Source organism: Nocardioides sp. NPDC023903, assembly GCF_040639295.1.
Classification (GTDB): Bacteria; Actinomycetota; Actinomycetes; order Propionibacteriales; family Nocardioidaceae; genus Nocardioides.
The window spans coordinates 33,914-50,236 of sequence record NZ_JBEZZS010000028.1 but is presented as its reverse complement, the minus strand read 5'-3'; the positions used below and the strand labels follow the sequence as shown (position 1 = coordinate 50,236).

Here is a 16,323-nt window from a genome sequence, read left to right as displayed (position 1 = left end):
AGGATTGTTGGTGTGACCATGTGCTCATGGTGAGCAGACGATGTGACTCTCGCCGAGGGAGCCGAGCGCGTCATCGAAGACGGCTAGGAGATCTCTAATCTGTGTCGCCGACTGCCCTGAGGCGGCGAGGTCCTGTGTCAAGTCAGACCATGACACGCCGGGCTGAGCGATGACGACTTGGCCACGGAGCAATGAGGGCTGATGCATCAGGCCAAGATGCTCGCGACCTGGTGCAAGCCCCAGGGCTATGCGAAGAAGCCGTTCACTGCCGTCGCGGACGATGAGCTTGGGGCTTCGCTTGCCGATCAGTCGGTCCCGCATCTCAGCCCAGATATCGCGGTCAGTCAGCCAGCGACGACTCTTGATCGCTTGCGCTGTGACCACCTGCATGTCGCCCACCCTCGCGGCCGCCTTGGTCGTGCCGGACGGCTTCGCGTGCCACAACTCCAAACTAATCTCACGGCCGTCCATGAGTTCTAGTACGAGGAGGTCGGCGAGCTCTCCAGCCCCGTCGTTCTCAAGGATCCAACGGCGCCGCCCGCGAAGCGGTTGCGCGGCGAGGTGTTCACGAAGGGTCTTGTGGACGGATTGACCCTTGCCTGCCTTAGTTGCACTCCGGTCAGTTTCGCGCGTTATGTCCGTCCTCGACCAGTCCAAATACTGTGGTTCCCACCGCAAAAGATCACGTTGCACCTCGCGCGGCGAGTAGACAACCGTGCCTTGCACCGTCTGGCCGTCCAGAAAGTAGATAGCGGGGGGGGTAAGTAGTCAGGAGGTCGGCCAACGAGCGAATACTGGACTGGCCGCGCGTTACCGACACAGGAGTACCGGAGTCAGTGATCGTCCCGAGCACGTCTTGTTGACCGGTCCAGACGACATGTCCGTTGCGGGGGTCGAGCGCTTCCATGGCGACGCTATTGGCTGTCAATGCGAGATTGCCTGGTCGAATGTCTAGCCGATCGATCTCGAGTCCGTTTGCGAGCCTCCATGGTGCGCCGATCAGGTCGTGACTGAGTTCGATCAGCACTGCATCGGAAGCAGGGAAATTCGTCAGCCGAGAGCCTCGCGAAACGGCGGGTAGGAGCGGGTTCTGAGGCTTGGTCGCATTCCAGTAGCGAGCCGCAAACGCCGTAAAGGCACTCTCGTACGCGCGCAGGGGCACGTAACGGGACTCCCAGATCTTCGACTTCTCCACCGCGAAGCCCGTTGTAAAGCTGGCCCTGCCTTCGCCCATGCTCACTTGTGCCATCGCGTGACCGATCGCGCCCTGGGCTGTGTCGCCCTCGCGCATCCCGTTGTCGACGTTGCTTCCCGCGAACATCTTGTAGCTCGGGCGGCCGCGCCCCCCGGCGTAGGTGTTTCGAACACCGACGTTTGACACGCTCACCCTGGGAAGACCGTCGAAGGCATCCTGGAGGCGCTGAGGGTCTGCGGCGCGAAGGACGGATGTGTCCGCGCCGAGAGCGTCCATCATCGCCCTTCTGACGCCCCCATCTCCGGAGTTCACCAAGAGCAGTATCTGGCCCGCGCCAGAGTTGATGTACGTAACGAGGTGCAGGTCGTACGTCGGCATGTCCAACCCCGCGTCAGCGGTCCACCGGGGCGACTCGACGGCCTGAGTGACCAGCAGCAGCGTTTGAGCGCTGGGGGTCACCGTGGAGTAGAACACCTGCTGACCTCGCAGTTGACTCCCGCGCTCGAGGCCGGGGGGGGACTGCGCCGTCAGTGAACTCTGGCTTCCAATCGGGATCGCGGACCTCGAAGACGGTTGCCCTGACAACCGGGCGAATACTCTCTAGAGATAGTTGAGTCGGCGCCTTCTCCAATGCCTCCGAGAAGGCTCTGTCGTCGAGGTGATCCTGCACCTCGTCGTCTATGATTCCGGGCAGAAGATTCGACCAGTCCGCGTCCTCTTGATAGAGGTCCCAGAGAGCATCCTTCAAACTAGGGTAGACGTCCTTGTCTTGGACGGTTACCAGTTCTGATGGTTGAGGAAAGTCCGGGTGTGCTCGGACAAGTCGGCCGATGAGTTGGATAGTCGCCGCCACCGACTTGTGCTTATCGTGGTAGGCGGCAAGGCGCAATCTTGGGAGGTCGAATCCTTCCGACAGCATGCCCACGACGGCAACTGCTCGGAGGGTTCCGTCCCCGAGGCCAGCTAAGATTTGCTGGCGGCGCGCCTCTCCCAAGTCGGAGGTGAGCCCGACGACGTCGATGCCAACCTGAGCGTACATTGCGATCAGCGGAGCGATTCGTTTGCGTTCGTTGACCCGGATCAGCAATGTACTTGTCGAATGCTCGGGCAGAAAAAACAGGCGGGCTACTTCGGCGCAGATGGCCTTGTCGCATTCCTCCTTGGATTCAGGCTTTGGCACGCTCAGGATTGTGGGACTGACAGCTTTGTAAAACCCATCCGAAATCGCGGCGCGTAACGGAAAGTGGTACACGAGCTCGCCGGGGACCCGCTGCCCATCCCGTCTCCTCGGCGTCGCAGTGAGCAATGCCTTACGCGCGTCGGAGAAGTGGTCAAGCACAGCTCGCCACGTTGGCGCTGGCGTGTGGTGAGCCTCGTCAATGATCACCAGGTCGAAGAGGTCAGCGGGAGGCTTTGACTCGTCATCGTAGTGCGACGGACTCACGGAGTCCGGCAGGCCAACAACGACGTCGTAGCCGCGAAGTTCTGCCCAGTCCGTAACCCGTCCAGTGACCTCGAAAACGCGCGGGTCGAAGGCGTCGGTCACCGCTTCGATTCGGCGCAGGTCGTGCTGAGTACGGAAGGCGTCCGCGATCTGCGACCTCAATTGCTTGCTCGGCACCAGAACCAACACCCGCGACGCTTGCGCCAGGTATGGAAGGGCTGTAGCGATGGCCGTCTTGCCGGAGCCAGTCGGTATGGCAAGAAGCGCGGGACGACGTCTGTGGACTGACCAGTGACCGAGTACCGCACCTAGCGCGCCCCGCTGAGGAGTTCGCCACGCTGGGCGATCGGGCGACTCGAACATCGTAAAGTCGCGTGCGGCGGCGCGATAGTGCGAAGGCATGCTTCATTGTCTTTATCATTGCGGCGGGCGTCAGGAGAATGCGTCAGCGCTGGCATGAGTCTTTGACCTTATGGGCCGCTGAGCCGGCAGAGCAGGCCATCCAACGCCATCGGTGTGCCGGGCGTTGTAGTCCAACGATTGGTTGCGGGTGCTGCTATCTGGGCGGAGTGAGGCGGGCCGATTCCGTGGCGTGGCTGGATCATCAGCATCAGCCGGGCGTACGTCCCCATGTGATGGCAGCCCGTACGGCGGGGTCGAGGTTCTCCGCCATAGCGATGTCAGGGCGGGCGCCGAGAGCGCCGTTGATGCTGGAAAAGGCCGTGCGTAGGCCAGCGAAGATGGTCAGGGCAACGATCTGCGGCTCCTTGAACCCCGCGTCGCGCAGACGCTGGACGTCTTGTGGCGTGCTGCTGCCGGGGGATCGTGCGACGGCTCGCGCCCAGGCGGCCAGCGCCTGCTCCCGTTCGCTGAATGGTTCGCCGTCAGCGGTGAGTGCGGCGATCGCGGTTTGCGGGTCCGCCCAGGCGGTCAGGCGCTGTCCCCACGCGACGGCACAGTAGGAGTCACCGACGGCGGCTGCTTGCGCGATAACAATCACGGCTCTTTCTCGCGGCGTCAGTCCCGCCGCCTCGGCCGTGGACGCGAACAGCCCCATGAGTTGGTCCTTCGCTTCCGGCTGATGTGCCCACACCCGGGTGAGGTCCCAGACGTAGCCGTGGTCAGCGACGTCCGCCGCGTACAGCCTCTCCTGCCCGGCGCTCGGCGCAGGTTCCTCCAAGAAGGTCACGCGTTCAGCACATCGGCGGGCCGTCTTCCTCGTGCGGGATGAACGCCGTACGTCCCCTGTGTTGGGGATGGAAACCCGCGCGTCGGGGCGGCGGCGCGACCACTACTCTGACGCCGTGAAGATCAGGGTGGAAGAGGGTCGCTTCGTCGCGTTTGAGAACGAGCACGGGACGGATCGCCGGGTGTTCGGGGAGTTCATCGGCCCACATGGCGAGTTGGCGTCGTACGCCTTCGGCTGGTCTTCGGACGCCGACAGCGGACGCATCTCCATCGGCATTGGCGCCGGCAACGAAGGCGGCGGAACGTTCCACGCGGCGGTCTTCGAGAACGACGGCGATATCGCGTACGCGCTGATCGACGAGCCGTTCGAGGATGTTCCTCAGGGCGGGCAGGATCTCCTGGCCGCCGAAGCCCGTGCACACCATGACCTTCCGTTCGTGTGGGCGGTGGTCGATACGGCGATGGCGCGGGACGCCAGGGCGGCCTGGCTACGGCACTGGTTGCTGCGTACGAACAGCATCACGACGGCGCCGGTCATGGCCGGCGCCGAGCCGATCCTGTACGTCTCCCACGATGCTGATGACGGCATGTGGCAGGCCATCGGCACGTCGGACGGCACCGTGGAGAACGGGCGAGTTGGTCATCTCTTCCACCTCGTGGACGCTGACCCCACAATCGTTGACGTTCTTGATCTTGAACCGGGGGCGAGCGCGACGAGGGATCGCATCGGTGGGCCTTGGACTCGGCACGGTGCCGATGACCGGTCGATCCTCAGGTAGGCCGTCAGGTGGTGGGCACGGCAAGAGGCATCCCGAGTGCCCAGTCGGGATTGGCCGCGGTGAACATCTCGGGCGTGACGTGTTCGATCTTGTCTCGGTGGGCGTCGATGGTTGCGTGGGCGAAACTGGATGGCACGCGCAGTCCATGATCGGAGAAGATCAGCGACATGTCTCTGACTCCGATCGAAGCCTACGATCTCGCGGTTGCTGCGTCGCGTACCGTCGTGGACGATGTCGGAGACCGTGACGAACTGCAGAGAACTCTGACGGCCCTGTCCGGCAGGGAGTGGGTCGTGCTGGACCAGGCGGCGCGTACGTATCGCTATCAGTATGAGAGGCCGGTCTCTGGCGTCCGAGGCTGGCTCGATGAGCGCCTGAATGAACCCGACGGGTTCGTCGCTGCGGTGACGAGCATGCATACAGACGGACGGTTCAGGGAGCGGGCGGCGCGAGCGCTGCGTGGGGTCGGTGGACCACTGGCGGCCACGGCGCTCGCCATACGCCTTGTCGATCATGTCCCCCAGGTTCGCCAAGCTGCGGCGGAATCTCTGCAGCACGCCGACGTGGCAGGGCATCTGGAGCGCGTGATGGACGTCGTCCTCGCCGGACGCGACCGGCGCTTTGGACCCGACGCGGTCGAGATCGTCGAGTCAAAGTTGCGTGCCGAGGTCGGGCGGGAGGCGTTGATCGAGGCGCTGCTGACGTCGACTCTGCGACGGGTCAGGCGGCGGGGTGTTGAGTTGGCGCATCGAGGCGGCCTGTTGTCGGTTGAGCGGCTGCATGAGATCGCACGCACCGAGACGGATCAGCTGATCCTGGCCTGGTGCGCCGACTGGTTGCTGGTGTCCCGGGATGCCACAGGTCTCGCCGATCTGCTGGATTCGCGTTCCGCGATGATCCGGCAGGTAGTCGTGCTGGCCGTCGAGGACGATGCACTGTCTGATGAACGTTTGCTGGCGCTGGCCGTGGACCGGGTTCCGCGCGTACGCGAGTCTGCTCGTTTCCGCGCTCGTAAGCGGGGCCTCGACGTCGCCGGCTGGTATCGAGCACAACTTCAGCAAGACCTTCCAGGCAGGATCCAGGCCGCCGTCTTGGACGGGCTGCTTGCGGTCGGCGGCGCGACCGACCTGCAGAGTTTCATCGAAGCCCTGGGCAGCTCGAGTCCCCGCGTCCGCGAGGTTGCCATCCGAGGGGTCGTCACCTGGGCTGGCCGAGACGATGCCCATGGCCTCTTGCCTGCGTTTCTCACGGATCCCAGTGGTCGGGTGTCCTCAGCCGCCGCGCGTGCCCTTGGTCGGCTCGGCGTTCCGGCGTCCGTGGCGTCGGAGGCCTGGTCATCGGAGCGTCGATCGAACCGTCGTGCCGCCTGGCTCTTGGCCCGCTCGTGCGGCGGATGGGATCAGGTCGAGGCCGATCTCCGGCTCGCTGGAGACGAAGACGCTGAGTTGGCTGGCCTTGGACGTGCGCAGGTCTCGAACTGGCTGGAGGTACGCGCGGCGACCACGTGGCAGCCCATGAACGCGGAGCAGCGTGACCGGATCGCCGTACTGCTAGAGACGTGGGACGGGCGACCAGGCGCGAAGCGCGCCATCGCGTTTCACGCTGGGATCAAGTCGGCCCCACCTGAGCGCACAGCAGACAACGCTGACGTCGCGCCACCACGAAAGTGGTGGCGTCGTCGTTGATGTGTCGATGTGGGTATCCGGTCGATCTGCCATTCTGCGGAGGTGTCTGAGATGTACGTCGAGGTCGCCGTCGAGGGTGAGGGGATCGAGGAGTTTCAGCGAGCTCTTGCCGCCACGCACGTAAACGGCGGCGTTCATGTGCGCCGGTTTCGATGGGAGGGCGACAAAGGCGACTGGTTCAACGTGAACACCAATCTGACGATGCACGAAACCCTCCGGAATCTTCTCGAGAGCAACGCCGCTCAGCAAGCGCTCCCCGACGTTCTCGTGCCCTCGCCATTCCCAAACGGCAGCCCGCCTGACTTCTGGCCAGTCGCCGGTGGAGCCCTACGCCTCGAGGGCGATCTGGCTGCGGCCCTCGCCCATGGCGGTGCTTACAAACGTCACCCAGGGACAGACCGCGATGCGAAGGATCTCGCCCGCCGCGCGGAGCGGGACCTTATCGGCGACCGCTACGAAGACTTCAGGCTCTTTGCCAGCGATGCACCGTGGTCTCCCTGGTTCTTCGACGTCGCCTGGGACCAGACGTGGATCTTGGTGGACCGGGCACGAGCCGAGGTGACGATCATCTGCGCAACGGACACCGACTAGCGGATTGCGTTGCACTCGTGAACGTCGCGCCACGCGGGCCGCGAGCGTCGGTTGTCCGTCCTCGTCTGCGACCCAGAAGATCCCGGACCCTATCTCGTTGATGACTACTGGGCCGCGGTCCATGACGTAGTCGGTCGCTGGCGTCCATCCGCGGTCGGCACCGTTCGTAGCGAAGCGTCCGCCGTACGGGCCAAAGGCATCGATGAACTCACCGGCGAGCCAGTCGGCGCGGTGGAACGGCATGAGCTCAGCCCGATAGGCGAGGCTCCGATGGAGGTGCCCGGCGAGAAGCGCCCGCGCCTTCCGATCTCAATCCACGCTTTCTCGGGCGGCTCGAGAGCCGCGACCCCACTCAGGCAGCTCGGCGAGCGACGGGGCGCCTGGCGCAGCACGAGTGGGGTCGACGCGAGGGCTCAAGCCCTCGGGTTCACTCGACGGGTCCGGGACAAGCGATGCGGACGAACTCGTCGTACTCGTGGGCGAGTTCGGAGGCGACCTTCGCGAGTTGATCGAACCCGGCTTGGCTGGCGCTGCTGGCCTCGGCGTGCATGATCAAGGCTGAGTCCCTGTATTGCGCGCACAGGACTGCCATTGGCCCCGGGGCAGGTAGCGACTCGGGCTGTTGCCGTTCTCCCTCGGGCAACGCCTTCCATTCCTGGTTGGCGGACTCGATGGCTGATCCCAGTCGCTCCACCGGGTCTTGCGGGAGGTTGGTCGTGTCGATCGCGCTGGCGGAGAAGCCGCGGCCGATCTGGTTGCCCTGATTGGGACCGTCGAATCCCATCGACCCGGTTGGATCCAGTTCGCCGTTGCCGCCGTAGCGGAGCCAGCGCAAGTCGCCATTCGCGTCGACGAAGTAGAAGATGCGCGCAGGCGCTGCCTGTCCCTCGAGGCCGGGGCGGTCGGTCACCCCGCCGAAGAAGTGACGCACCGTGTCGAAACCGCGGCCGATCTGATTGCCTGAGTTGTTCTCCACGAAACCGCTTGCCCCGGTCGGATCGTGTTCACCGTTACCTGTGTACCGGAACCAGAGCAGGTCGCCGTTGTCCTGGACCGCGAGGAATGCGCCGTCGCCGACGCCAACGATGCGGCGGAAGTTGAGGAACCCGTTGCCGATCTGGTTGCCCTGATTGGGGCCGGCGAATCCGCGAACTCCGGTGGGGTCGTGCTCGCCGTGGCCGTCGTACTGGAACCAGAGCAGATCACCGTTCTGGGCGACAGCGAAGATGGTCGTCGCCGTCGTCTGCCCTTCGCGGGGGGAGACGAACAAGTGGCGGAAATTGTGGAAGCCGTTGCCGATCACGTTGCCGGGGTTGTTCTCCACGAATCCGCTGATTCCGGTGGGGTCGTGCTCGCCCGCCCCGGTGTACCTGAACCAGGTGAGGTCCCCGTTCGGTGCAACGGCGAGGATGATGCCGTTGCCGCCGCCCAGGACATGAAGGAAGTGTCCGAAGCCGTTGCCGATCTGGTTGCCCGAATTGTTTCCCACGAAGCCGTTCGCACCCGTCGGGTCCTGCTCGCCGAATGCGTCGTATCGGAAGTAGCGCAGTGCGCCATCGTCTTCGATCGTGAAGAAGCGGCCGATGTGGGGACGGGGGACGCCCGGAGGTGCGGTGCCGTTACCGGTGTACAGGATGTGCCGCATGCGTTGTCCTTCGATCTGGATCGAGCCACCGGGGCGCCTCGCTCGGCGGCAGAACCGGTCCGTTGCCACGCGCGACGGCAACGGAACCCAAGGCTTCGCTGAGGTCGAAGCGTGTGGATCTGAGAGCAAGTGCAGCCACGCGTTCCCCGTTGAAGCGACCTTCTTCTTTCATTCCTTTGCCAGCGTGACAGTGGTGGCGCTCGTCTCCATCGCCCAGATGGAGGATCTGTGGCTCTTCCGAGTTCCGACGGGGCACCCGGCGCCTGGAGCCTGATGACCTGCCGGGATCGCCGTAGGAATGGCAGCATGAGCACCCCGTCACCAGGAGGCCCCATGCCCACCACAGCCACATTCGTCTCGCCGACCGACGGCACCGCGCTCGCAATCCGGACGTGGGGGGAGGAGCTGTCCGCGCCGCGGGGCGTCGTTCAGATCGCCCACGGCATCGCCGAGCACGGACAGCGTTACGACCGGCTCGCTCGGGCTCTCGTCGGGGCTGGGTACGTCGTGCGGGCGGTCGACCACCGCGGTCACGGCGGGTCCGTCGCGTCGGCCGACCAGCTCGGTCACTTCGACTTCGAGGCGCTGGTGGCAGACGTCGCGGCCATGGGTGCCGCGCTGCGCGATGACTTCTCCGGGATCCCGGTGTTCCTGGTTGCGCACTCGATGGGGTCCTTTGCGGCGCAGACGGTGCTCTTGGACCGGTCCGACCTGTACGACGGTGTGGTGCTGTCAGGCTCGACCGCCCTCGACGTACTCGCTGGTGCGCTCTCGAGCGCCGAGGGTCCGGTCGGGCTGGAGGCGTTCAACGCCGGGTTCGAGCACCGGACCGGGTACGAGTGGCTCTCGCGCGATGAGGCCGAGGTCGATGCGTACGTCGCAGACCCGCTATCCGGGTTCGATCTGCCCGACACCGCCGTGCCTCAGCTGTTCGCCGGCGCCGAGCGTCTGGCCGACCCGGCAGTCATCGGTCGGATCCGCTCCGATCTGCCGATTCTCGTCGTCTCCGGCGACGCCGACCCGCTTGCCGGGGGCGGCGCCCTGGTCGAGCTGCTGGGGGAGCGTTATCGCGAGGCCGGATTGAAGGATGTGACGGTGACGCTCTACCCCGAGGCGCGCCACGAGATCTTCAACGAGACCAACCGCGATGCGATCACCGCCGACGTGATCGACTGGCTCACGGCGCATTCCTGACTGCCGCGAGGGGCGGCCTCCTCGCGGGAGGCCGCCCCTCGCGGCAGCTCACCCTCGGGCGTACGGTCGGATGGCGTCGATGATGCGGGACCAGTTCTCCCCGCCGTGGCCGCGGGAGCGGGCCCAGGTGTAGTGGGCCTGGACGGCGCGGGGGAGGTCGACGTCGATGCCGGCAGCCTCGCTGGCCTCGACGAGGTGGTCGGCGGTGGCGCCCATCATCGTGACGGTGCTCAGGTGGCCGGGGTGCTTGCCGGCCTCGAGCTGGGCGCCGAGGTCCTCGCCGGCGGCGAGCATCGGCGGGATGCCGGCGAGGGTCTGCATCAGCTCCGGGATGGCCGCGGACGGCTTGATGCCGCCCGTCTCGAGCAGCGCCACGGCGTGGAGCAGCGAAGAGAGGGAGGTCAGGAAGATGTCCAGGTTGGCCTGGTACATCAGCTGCGCCAGCCCCGGATCCTCGCCCAGGTAGCGGACGGAGCCGATGCGACCCAGCGCATCCTCGTGCTGCGACAGAACATCGGCAGGACCGCTGACATAGACGTACGCATCGGGTGTCCCGACCATCGGGGCCGGGACCATCACGCCACCGGTGAGGAAGTCGGCGCCGTGCTCGGCGGCCCACGCCGCACCGCGACGCGTCCCGTCAGGGGACTCCGAGCTGAGGTTGACGACCGTACGGCCCGTCAGCTCGTCGGTGGCTGAGCCGAGCACGTCGTACATCGCCTGGTAGTCGGTCAGGCTGAGGATGACCAGGTCGCTCGCCGCGACGGCCTTCGCCGGCGAGTCGGCCAGCTGAGCGCCCGCGGCGACGACCTCGTCGGCTCGCGATGCGGTGCGGTTCCATACGGTCACCGGATGTCCGGCCGCGAGCAGGCTGTGGACCATCGCCTGGCCCATGGGGCCGAGGCCGATGACGGTGACGGCGTTGAGAGATTGATTCATGAGGACAATCCTCGGCCTTTACGTACGATGGCGGGAGTACCCACTATTTACTGGGGTACTTACCAAAAGGTTCGTGAGGAGCAACCCGTGACGAAGCCGGCCCGAAGCGGTCCCTACATCTGCGGCATCGATGCCGCGCTCGACGTGGTCAGCGGCAAGTGGAAGGGGCTGATCCTGTGGGAGCTCGACAACTATGGCGTACGCCGCTTCGCCGAGCTGCGCCGCGGCCTGCCCGGGGTCAGCGAGAAGATGCTGACCCAGCACCTGCGTGAGATGGAGCAAGACGGGCTGGTGCACCGGGAGGTCTATGCCGAGGTGCCACCGCGGGTGGAGTACTCGCTGACCGAGCACGGGCGCACCCTCAATGCCGCGCTCGGGCCGCTCGGCCGCTGGGGGATGGACCGCATCGCTCGCGAGCGGACGGAGCTAGTCGAGCATCGCGACGCCGACCTTCTACCCCGGTAGCCGCGTCAGGCGAGTCGAGCCTCTGACTCGGCCTGATGCGTGGGCAGCCCCGCGGACGCCAGCAGCGCCAGCTTGTCCGCGTCGGATGAACCGGCGTCGGGGTGGTAGACGACGAGCACCAGGTCGTCGGTGCCGTTGATGGCCAGCCGCTCCCGGTTGAGGGTGATCTCGCCGACCTGAGGATGGTTCATCCGGACCGGGGTGCCGATCTGGCCGCGTACGTCGTGGCGTGCCCACAGCTGTCGGAAACGGGCGCTGCCCAGGGAGAGCTCGCCGATGAGCTCGATGAAACGCGGGTCGTCGATGTCGGTGCCCACCGCCTGGCGCAGGTTGCCGACGAAGCACTCCGTCATCGGCTCCCAATCCGGGTGGAACGACTGCTGGTCCGGATCGAGGAACTGGTCCCTCAGCTGGTTGCCGCCGGCGGCGAGCCGCGGCGAGAGCGCGCGGGCGAGGCTGTTGGAGGCCAGGATGTCGAAGTAGCGCCCCTCGATGAACGCGGGCTGCACCATCGAGTCGAGCAGCTTCAGCGCCCCGGGCGGGGCGGTCTCCTTGCGCCGGCGCCGACGCTGGCGCCGGGGAGCCTCCGCGACCAACGACATCATGTGGGCGGTGTGGTCGTCGTCCAGCTGGAGCACGCGCGCGATCGACCCGAGCACCTGCGCCGACGGGTTGCGGTCGCGGCCGCGCTCCAGGCGCAGGTAGTAGTCCGCGCTGATCCCGGCCAGCATCGCGACCTCCTCGCGGCGTAGCCCGGGGACGCGACGTACGCCTGCGGCTGGGATGCCTGCCGCCTCCGGTGTCACCAGTGCCCGCCTGGCCTGCAGGAAAGCGCCCAGCGGGTTCGTCACCTCACTCATGTGTGCAGCCTCATGTCTCCAGCCTAGGTCGGCTCCGAGCGGGCAGCGGGGGTCCTGTCAGACCCTGGTCTGACCAGGACTCTGGGCGGCGGTCACCGGCTTGCCTAGCGTCGAAGACGGCCCGATCGGGTCGTTTTTACGAAAGGAACAACGCCAATGACCGTCGCACTCATCACCGGCGCCAACAAGGGCATCGGATTCGAGACCGCCCGCCAGCTCACCGACGCCGGCTATGACGTCTACGTCGGAGCACGAGACGCCGAGCGAGGCGAGAAGGCGGCCGCAGAGATCGGCGCGCGCTTCGTACAGCTCGATGTCACCGACGACGCGTCGGTCACCGCCGCGCTGGCGGCCATCGAGGCGGCCGAGGGTCGCCTCGACGTACTCGTGAACAACGCCGGCGTCCTCGTCGCCGACCCGCTCGACGGCCCGACCGCACTGCGGGTCTTCGACGTCAACGCGGTCGGGATCGTCCGCGTCACCGAAGCCGCCCTGCCGCTGCTGCGCCGCTCGGAGAACCCCCGGGTGGTCAACGTGTCCAGCAGCCTCGGCTCGTTCTGGGTCAACACCAACCCCGACCGGGTCGAGCACGGGATGTTCCTGCCGCTGTACGCCGCGTCCAAGGCTGCCGCGACCATGCTGACCGTGCAGTACGCCAAGGCGAACCCCGGCATCAGGTTCAACGCGGTCGAGCCCGGTCCCACGGCCACCGACATGACCGCCGGCTTCGGCATCGAGGACATCGCCATGTCACCCGCGGAGAGCGCCAAGACCGTCGTACGCCTCGCCACCCTGGATCTCGACGTCCCCACCGGGACGCTCCAGGACAAGGACGGGCAGCTCGCGTGGTAGTGGTCACATCCGGCGGTTATCGGCCGTTCGCGATTTGGGCGAGGAAGCGGAGACTTGTGAACCTGAAGTAATGAGTCAAGTTAAAAGTGAGACCACCGCCGATCCCGGCGACCGGTCTTTCCTGGGGCAGCCGCGCGTACTGGCCAACCTGTTCGGCGTCGAGCTGTGGGAGCGGTTCAGCTTCTACGGCATGCAGGGCATCCTGGCGATCTACCTCTACTACTCCGCCGCCCAGGGCGGCCTCGGGATCAGCGAGACGGTCGCGCTCGGGATCGTCGGTGCGTACGGCGGCGCGGTCTACCTGTCGACGATCATCGCGGCCTGGATCGCCGACCGCCTGCTCGGCGCGGAACGTACGCTCTTCTTCTCTGCCTGCCTCGTCGTCCTCGGCCACCTCGGGCTCGCCCTGATCCCCGGGATCGCCGGAGTCGGTGTCGGGCTCGTGCTGATCGCGCTCGGCTCGGGCGGCGTGAAGGCGAACGCCTCGTCCCTGGTCGGCACCTTGTACGCCGCCGATGACGAGCGCCGCGACGCCGGGTTCTCCCTCTTCTACCTGGGCATCAACCTGGGCGCCCTGGTCGGTCCGCTGCTGACCGGGCTGCTGCAGAAGCAGTGGGGCTTCCACTTCGGGTTCGGGCTGGCCGCGGTCGGCATGATCCTCGGTCTGGTGCAGTACTCGCTGGGCCGGGGCCGGCTTCCTGCCTCGAGCCGCGTCGTACCCAACCCGCTACCCGCCTCGGAGCGTGGCCGCTGGATCGCCATCGCCGTCACCGCTGTGGCGGCGATCGTGGTGCTCTGCCTGACCGGTGTCATCACCGCACCTCGACTGCCCAACATCGTGATCGGGATCAGCGCGGTCGCCGCGGTCGCGCTCTTCGCCGTCATCCTGCTCAGCAGCCAGGTCACTGCCATCGAGCGGAGCCGGGTGTGGGCGATGGTGCCGTTGTTCGTCGCCTCGGCGGTCTTCTGGTCGCTCTATCAGCAGCAGTTCACCGTCATGGTGGTCTACTCAGACCAGCGCCTGGACCGAGACATCTTCGGCTGGGAGATGCCGGTCTCGTGGGTCAACTCGATCAACCCGGTCTTCATCATCCTGCTCTCCGGCGTCTTCGCGGCTCTGTGGACCAAGCTCGGCTCCCGACAGCCGTCGACGCCGGTGAAGTTCGCGATCGGCACGATCCTGATGGGCATCGCGTTCTGGGTCTTCCTGCTGATGCCGAGCGGTGAGCACACGGTGCCGCTGATTGGCCTCGCATTCATCCTGCTGCTCTTCACCCTCGCCGAGCTGCTGCTCTCCCCGGTCGGCCTCTCCTTGGCCACCAAGCTCGCCCCGGCGCGGTTCCAGACCCAGATGATGGCGCTCTTCTTCCTCTCGGTCGCCCTCGGCACCGCCATGTCCGGCCGGCTCGCCGAGTTCTACGACGTCAGCGACGACAGCGGCTTCTTCTGGTGGGTCGGCCTCGCCTCGGTCGTCGTCGGTGTCCTGCTGCTCATCGGCAACCGGCCCATCCGCCGGCTGATGGCCGGCGTGCACTGATCGCTGCGGCGTACGCGTCCGAAGGGCTTTCCCGGGCGAACGAAAATTCGTTCGCCCGGGAAGTGTGGGTCAGGCGTTCTTCCTGCGACGGGTGAGGAAGGCCCCGATGCCCCCGATGCCGGCGAGCAGCCCGCCGACGGCGAGGAGCACTCCATCCGGGCCACCCGTGTTCGGCAGGTTCCCAGCCAGACCGGCATCGATCCGGTTCGGGACCTCGGAGTCGGCCTTGGTGCTGGCGGATTCGGCCTTGGTGCTGGCGTCCTTGACGACCGCCGCGCACTTCTCCGACTTGTTGGTCTTGGTCTCGTAGACAGCCGGGATGACGACCGTGACCGAAGAGGCAGGCGAGTCCACCACGGTGACGTCCGATGCCGGGCTGTCCTCCACCGTGCGGGTGTCGACCAGGTCCCAACCCTCAGGCTCGTCGGCGGTCCAGGATGCGTCGGCCAGGTTCGTGGTCGGCTCACCGTCCTCGACGAAGTAGACCGTGACGTCGGGGTCGGTGTAGGCCTCCTTCGTGATCAAGGTCTGCTCGTACTGCTCGCCGATCTGGGACAGGTTCAACGGGTTGTCATCGCCGTCCTGACCGTCCTCATCGGCCGGGGTGCCTGACGTGGTGGTCCAGGTGGTGAAGTGGTCCCACTGCCACGAGCCGAAGGCGGCAGGTGTGGCCTCTTCGACAACGATGGTCTCGGTCCAGGCCTCCTTGTCCACTACGGTCTCGGTCCAGGCCTCCTTGTCCACGACCGTCTCGTCCCACGCCTCCTCGTCCACGACGGTGACGGTCTCGGTCAGGTCGCCCTCGGCGAAGCGGACCCAGCCCAGGTCGCCGTGCTCGTCCTCGCCGTTCCAGTTCGGCGTGTTCAGGTAGCGGACCTTGCCGGTCTCCTTCTGCCTGTAGGCGTAGCCACGGCCCGTGACGCGAGTCTCCTCGTGGGTGACCGCCTCGTGGTGGACGACGTGCGTCTCGGCCGGGTGCTCGACCGTGTGGGTCTCAGCCGGGTGCTCGATGGTGTCGGTCACTGCGTCGGTGCCGGGCGTGTACGTCCGGGTGTAGACCGAGTTGCGGAACTGATCCTCGGTGACAGCCTCGTGGCTCTCACCCTTGACCACCTTCGAGAAGCGGGACTCCTCGTGGGACACCGCGTCGGTGTGCTCCACGTGCGTGACCGCAGGCGTGACCTCGGTGGTCTTCTTCTCGTCGGCGACCTTGACCTGAGAGGTCACGGTGGTCGTCTCGCAGTCCTGTGCCGCCTGAGCCCCAGGGGCTGCCACGACCGTGGCGACTCCGGCAACGGCTACAGCCGCGAGGCCGATCTTGGTGGAGCTGTGCACGTTCATGGGTTGGTTCCTTCATGGGTGTTGTGGTCCGTGCCTGTGGTGAGCAGGCAGGGCTGAGGTACCCGAGACCGGGCGGGCGGACAGGGATGCCCGTCGCGGTCGGCCTGGGCCGATCTCGGGTGGATGGTGGGGACCTCTTGAAACCGAGGAGCAAGTGCGGCGCGTGGGCCGCCTCGGCGAGGCCTGTGAGAGGAGGGTCTCCCGGCCCTGTCTCAGCGGGTTGCGGGAGTCATCTTCACCTACCCAATATTGGGGTGGGGTGGACGGGACTTTCGACCCTTGCGTCGCCCGCCCCGGCTTGGGGCCGGGTAGCGGGCGTAGCCTGGAGGCATGAGCGCGGACGACGATCTGTACGCCGAGATCCCAGCCCTCGATGAGCGGTCACGGCGAGCGCTCACGGTTGCCGAGAAGTGGATCGGGGAGGGCATCGAGGGGGTCGCGATCGGTGCCGCCGAGGGTGGGGGACCGGCGGTGGTGGTCTACGCCCTCGACCCGGCCTCGGCGGCGGTGCGGTCGTTGCCGCAGGAGTGCGAGGGGCTGCCTGTTCGAGTCGAGACCGGAGACGCCTTCAGAACGGAAGACTGAGGGCATCTCCGGGCCCTCAGCCG

The 16,323-nt window shown here is 66.3% G+C and carries 17 protein-coding genes; 8 read left to right on the top strand and 9 right to left on the bottom strand.

Going from position 1 to position 16,323, the window contains the following annotated elements:
- Window positions 1-24: 24 nt before the first annotated feature.
- The 4 genes from AB0F44_RS23220 to AB0F44_RS23205 all read right to left on the bottom strand — a co-directional run bounded on the left by AB0F44_RS23220 (window position 25) and on the right by AB0F44_RS23205 (window position 3,828).
- Window positions 25-471, bottom strand: a complete 447-nt coding sequence (locus tag AB0F44_RS23220; protein ID WP_357359032.1) for a hypothetical protein — start codon at window positions 469-471, stop codon at window positions 25-27.
- Between the two features lie 211 nt (window positions 472-682).
- Window positions 683-1,573 (bottom strand): hypothetical protein, encoded by an 891-nt coding sequence (locus AB0F44_RS23215; RefSeq protein WP_357359031.1) that lies wholly within the window; start codon window positions 1,571-1,573, stop codon window positions 683-685.
- Window positions 1,574-1,586: 13 nt separating this feature from the next.
- Window positions 1,587-3,002 (bottom strand): DEAD/DEAH box helicase family protein, encoded by a 1,416-nt coding sequence (locus AB0F44_RS23210; RefSeq protein WP_357359056.1) that lies wholly within the window; start codon window positions 3,000-3,002, stop codon window positions 1,587-1,589.
- Between the two features lie 247 nt (window positions 3,003-3,249).
- Window positions 3,250-3,828, bottom strand: coding sequence for a hypothetical protein (locus AB0F44_RS23205; RefSeq protein ID WP_357359030.1), 579 nt, complete (start codon window positions 3,826-3,828; stop codon window positions 3,250-3,252).
- Between the two features lie 115 nt (window positions 3,829-3,943).
- Between AB0F44_RS23205 and AB0F44_RS23200 the strand changes: the two genes are divergently transcribed.
- The gene (locus AB0F44_RS23200) at window positions 3,944-4,606 is read left to right on the top strand and encodes a hypothetical protein (protein ID WP_357359029.1); all 663 of its coding nucleotides are present in this window, start codon (window positions 3,944-3,946) and stop codon (window positions 4,604-4,606) included.
- A gap of 4 nt (window positions 4,607-4,610) precedes the next feature.
- On the opposite strand, the gene AB0F44_RS23195 is transcribed toward AB0F44_RS23200, so the two are convergent.
- Entirely contained in the window at window positions 4,611-4,775 is a 165-nt protein-coding gene (locus AB0F44_RS23195) for a hypothetical protein (protein ID WP_357359028.1), read from the bottom strand.
- Here AB0F44_RS23195 and AB0F44_RS23190 point away from each other — a divergent pair.
- Complete coding sequence (locus AB0F44_RS23190; protein ID WP_357359027.1) at window positions 4,774-6,291, top strand: HEAT repeat domain-containing protein; 1,518 nt, start codon at window positions 4,774-4,776, stop codon at window positions 6,289-6,291. The genes AB0F44_RS23195 and AB0F44_RS23190 overlap by 2 nt on opposite strands.
- Before the next feature lie 51 nt (window positions 6,292-6,342).
- The gene (locus AB0F44_RS23185) at window positions 6,343-6,882 is read left to right on the top strand and encodes a hypothetical protein (protein WP_357359026.1); all 540 of its coding nucleotides are present in this window, start codon (window positions 6,343-6,345) and stop codon (window positions 6,880-6,882) included.
- 427 nt (window positions 6,883-7,309) lie between these two features.
- On the opposite strand, the gene AB0F44_RS23180 is transcribed toward AB0F44_RS23185, so the two are convergent.
- The gene (locus tag AB0F44_RS23180; RefSeq protein ID WP_357359025.1) at window positions 7,310-8,527 is read right to left on the bottom strand and encodes a tachylectin-related carbohydrate-binding protein; all 1,218 of its coding nucleotides are present in this window, start codon (window positions 8,525-8,527) and stop codon (window positions 7,310-7,312) included.
- Between the two features lie 333 nt (window positions 8,528-8,860).
- Between AB0F44_RS23180 and AB0F44_RS23175 the strand changes: the two genes are divergently transcribed.
- The gene (locus tag AB0F44_RS23175) at window positions 8,861-9,721 is read left to right on the top strand and encodes an alpha/beta hydrolase (protein ID WP_357359024.1); all 861 of its coding nucleotides are present in this window, start codon (window positions 8,861-8,863) and stop codon (window positions 9,719-9,721) included.
- 48 nt (window positions 9,722-9,769) lie between these two features.
- On the opposite strand, the gene AB0F44_RS23170 is transcribed toward AB0F44_RS23175, so the two are convergent.
- Window positions 9,770-10,660, bottom strand: a complete 891-nt coding sequence (locus AB0F44_RS23170; RefSeq protein WP_357359023.1) for an NAD(P)-binding domain-containing protein — start codon at window positions 10,658-10,660, stop codon at window positions 9,770-9,772.
- Between the two features lie 87 nt (window positions 10,661-10,747).
- Between AB0F44_RS23170 and AB0F44_RS23165 the strand changes: the two genes are divergently transcribed.
- Entirely contained in the window at window positions 10,748-11,125 is a 378-nt protein-coding gene (locus tag AB0F44_RS23165; protein ID WP_357359022.1) for a helix-turn-helix domain-containing protein, read from the top strand.
- Window positions 11,126-11,130: 5 nt separating this feature from the next.
- Here AB0F44_RS23165 and AB0F44_RS23160 read toward each other — a convergent pair whose 3' ends face one another.
- Window positions 11,131-11,985, bottom strand: a complete 855-nt coding sequence (locus tag AB0F44_RS23160; protein ID WP_357359021.1) for a helix-turn-helix transcriptional regulator — start codon at window positions 11,983-11,985, stop codon at window positions 11,131-11,133.
- 156 nt (window positions 11,986-12,141) lie between these two features.
- Here AB0F44_RS23160 and AB0F44_RS23155 point away from each other — a divergent pair, with 156 nt between their 5' ends.
- Together AB0F44_RS23155 and AB0F44_RS23150 are read left to right on the top strand one after the other, a co-directional pair.
- Entirely contained in the window at window positions 12,142-12,837 is a 696-nt protein-coding gene (locus tag AB0F44_RS23155; RefSeq protein WP_357359020.1) for an SDR family NAD(P)-dependent oxidoreductase, read from the top strand.
- A gap of 70 nt (window positions 12,838-12,907) precedes the next feature.
- Window positions 12,908-14,374: an oligopeptide:H+ symporter gene (locus AB0F44_RS23150; RefSeq protein ID WP_357359019.1), complete on the top strand. Its 1,467-nt coding sequence runs from the start codon at window positions 12,908-12,910 to the stop codon at window positions 14,372-14,374.
- Window positions 14,375-14,443: 69 nt separating this feature from the next.
- On the opposite strand, the gene AB0F44_RS23145 is transcribed toward AB0F44_RS23150, so the two are convergent.
- Window positions 14,444-15,715 carry an LPXTG cell wall anchor domain-containing protein gene (locus AB0F44_RS23145; RefSeq protein WP_357359018.1) on the bottom strand — a complete coding sequence of 424 codons (1,272 nt, stop codon included), beginning with the start codon at window positions 15,713-15,715 and terminating at the stop codon, window positions 14,444-14,446.
- A 330-nt stretch (window positions 15,716-16,045) separates the two neighbouring features.
- On the opposite strand from AB0F44_RS23145, the gene AB0F44_RS23140 reads away from it, so the two are divergent.
- Entirely contained in the window at window positions 16,046-16,300 is a 255-nt protein-coding gene (locus tag AB0F44_RS23140) for a hypothetical protein (RefSeq protein WP_357359017.1), read from the top strand.
- Window positions 16,301-16,323: the final 23 nt, after the last annotated feature.

Bases quoted from the DNA above. Each gene is read 5' to 3' on its own strand.
- AB0F44_RS23220 (WP_357359032.1), bottom strand. From the start codon at position 471: ATGGACGGCCGTGAGATTAGTTTGGAGTTGTGGCACGCGAAGCCGTCC.
- AB0F44_RS23215 (WP_357359031.1), bottom strand. From the start codon at position 1,573: ATGCCGACGTACGACCTGCACCTCGTTACGTACATCAACTCTGGCGCG.
- AB0F44_RS23210 (WP_357359056.1), bottom strand. From the start codon at position 3,002: ATGTTCGAGTCGCCCGATCGCCCAGCGTGGCGAACTCCTCAGCGGGGC.
- AB0F44_RS23190 (WP_357359027.1), top strand. From the start codon at position 4,774: ATGTCTCTGACTCCGATCGAAGCCTACGATCTCGCGGTTGCTGCGTCG.
- AB0F44_RS23195 (WP_357359028.1), bottom strand. From the start codon at position 4,775: ATGTCGCTGATCTTCTCCGATCATGGACTGCGCGTGCCATCCAGTTTC.
- AB0F44_RS23185 (WP_357359026.1), top strand. From the start codon at position 6,343: ATGTACGTCGAGGTCGCCGTCGAGGGTGAGGGGATCGAGGAGTTTCAG.
- AB0F44_RS23180 (WP_357359025.1), bottom strand. From the start codon at position 8,527: ATGCGGCACATCCTGTACACCGGTAACGGCACCGCACCTCCGGGCGTC.
- AB0F44_RS23175 (WP_357359024.1), top strand. From the start codon at position 8,861: ATGCCCACCACAGCCACATTCGTCTCGCCGACCGACGGCACCGCGCTC.
- AB0F44_RS23170 (WP_357359023.1), bottom strand. From the start codon at position 10,660: ATGAATCAATCTCTCAACGCCGTCACCGTCATCGGCCTCGGCCCCATG.
- AB0F44_RS23160 (WP_357359021.1), bottom strand. From the start codon at position 11,985: ATGAGTGAGGTGACGAACCCGCTGGGCGCTTTCCTGCAGGCCAGGCGG.
- AB0F44_RS23155 (WP_357359020.1), top strand. From the start codon at position 12,142: ATGACCGTCGCACTCATCACCGGCGCCAACAAGGGCATCGGATTCGAG.
- AB0F44_RS23150 (WP_357359019.1), top strand. From the start codon at position 12,908: ATGAGTCAAGTTAAAAGTGAGACCACCGCCGATCCCGGCGACCGGTCT.
- AB0F44_RS23145 (WP_357359018.1), bottom strand. From the start codon at position 15,715: ATGAACGTGCACAGCTCCACCAAGATCGGCCTCGCGGCTGTAGCCGTT.
- AB0F44_RS23140 (WP_357359017.1), top strand. From the start codon at position 16,046: ATGAGCGCGGACGACGATCTGTACGCCGAGATCCCAGCCCTCGATGAG.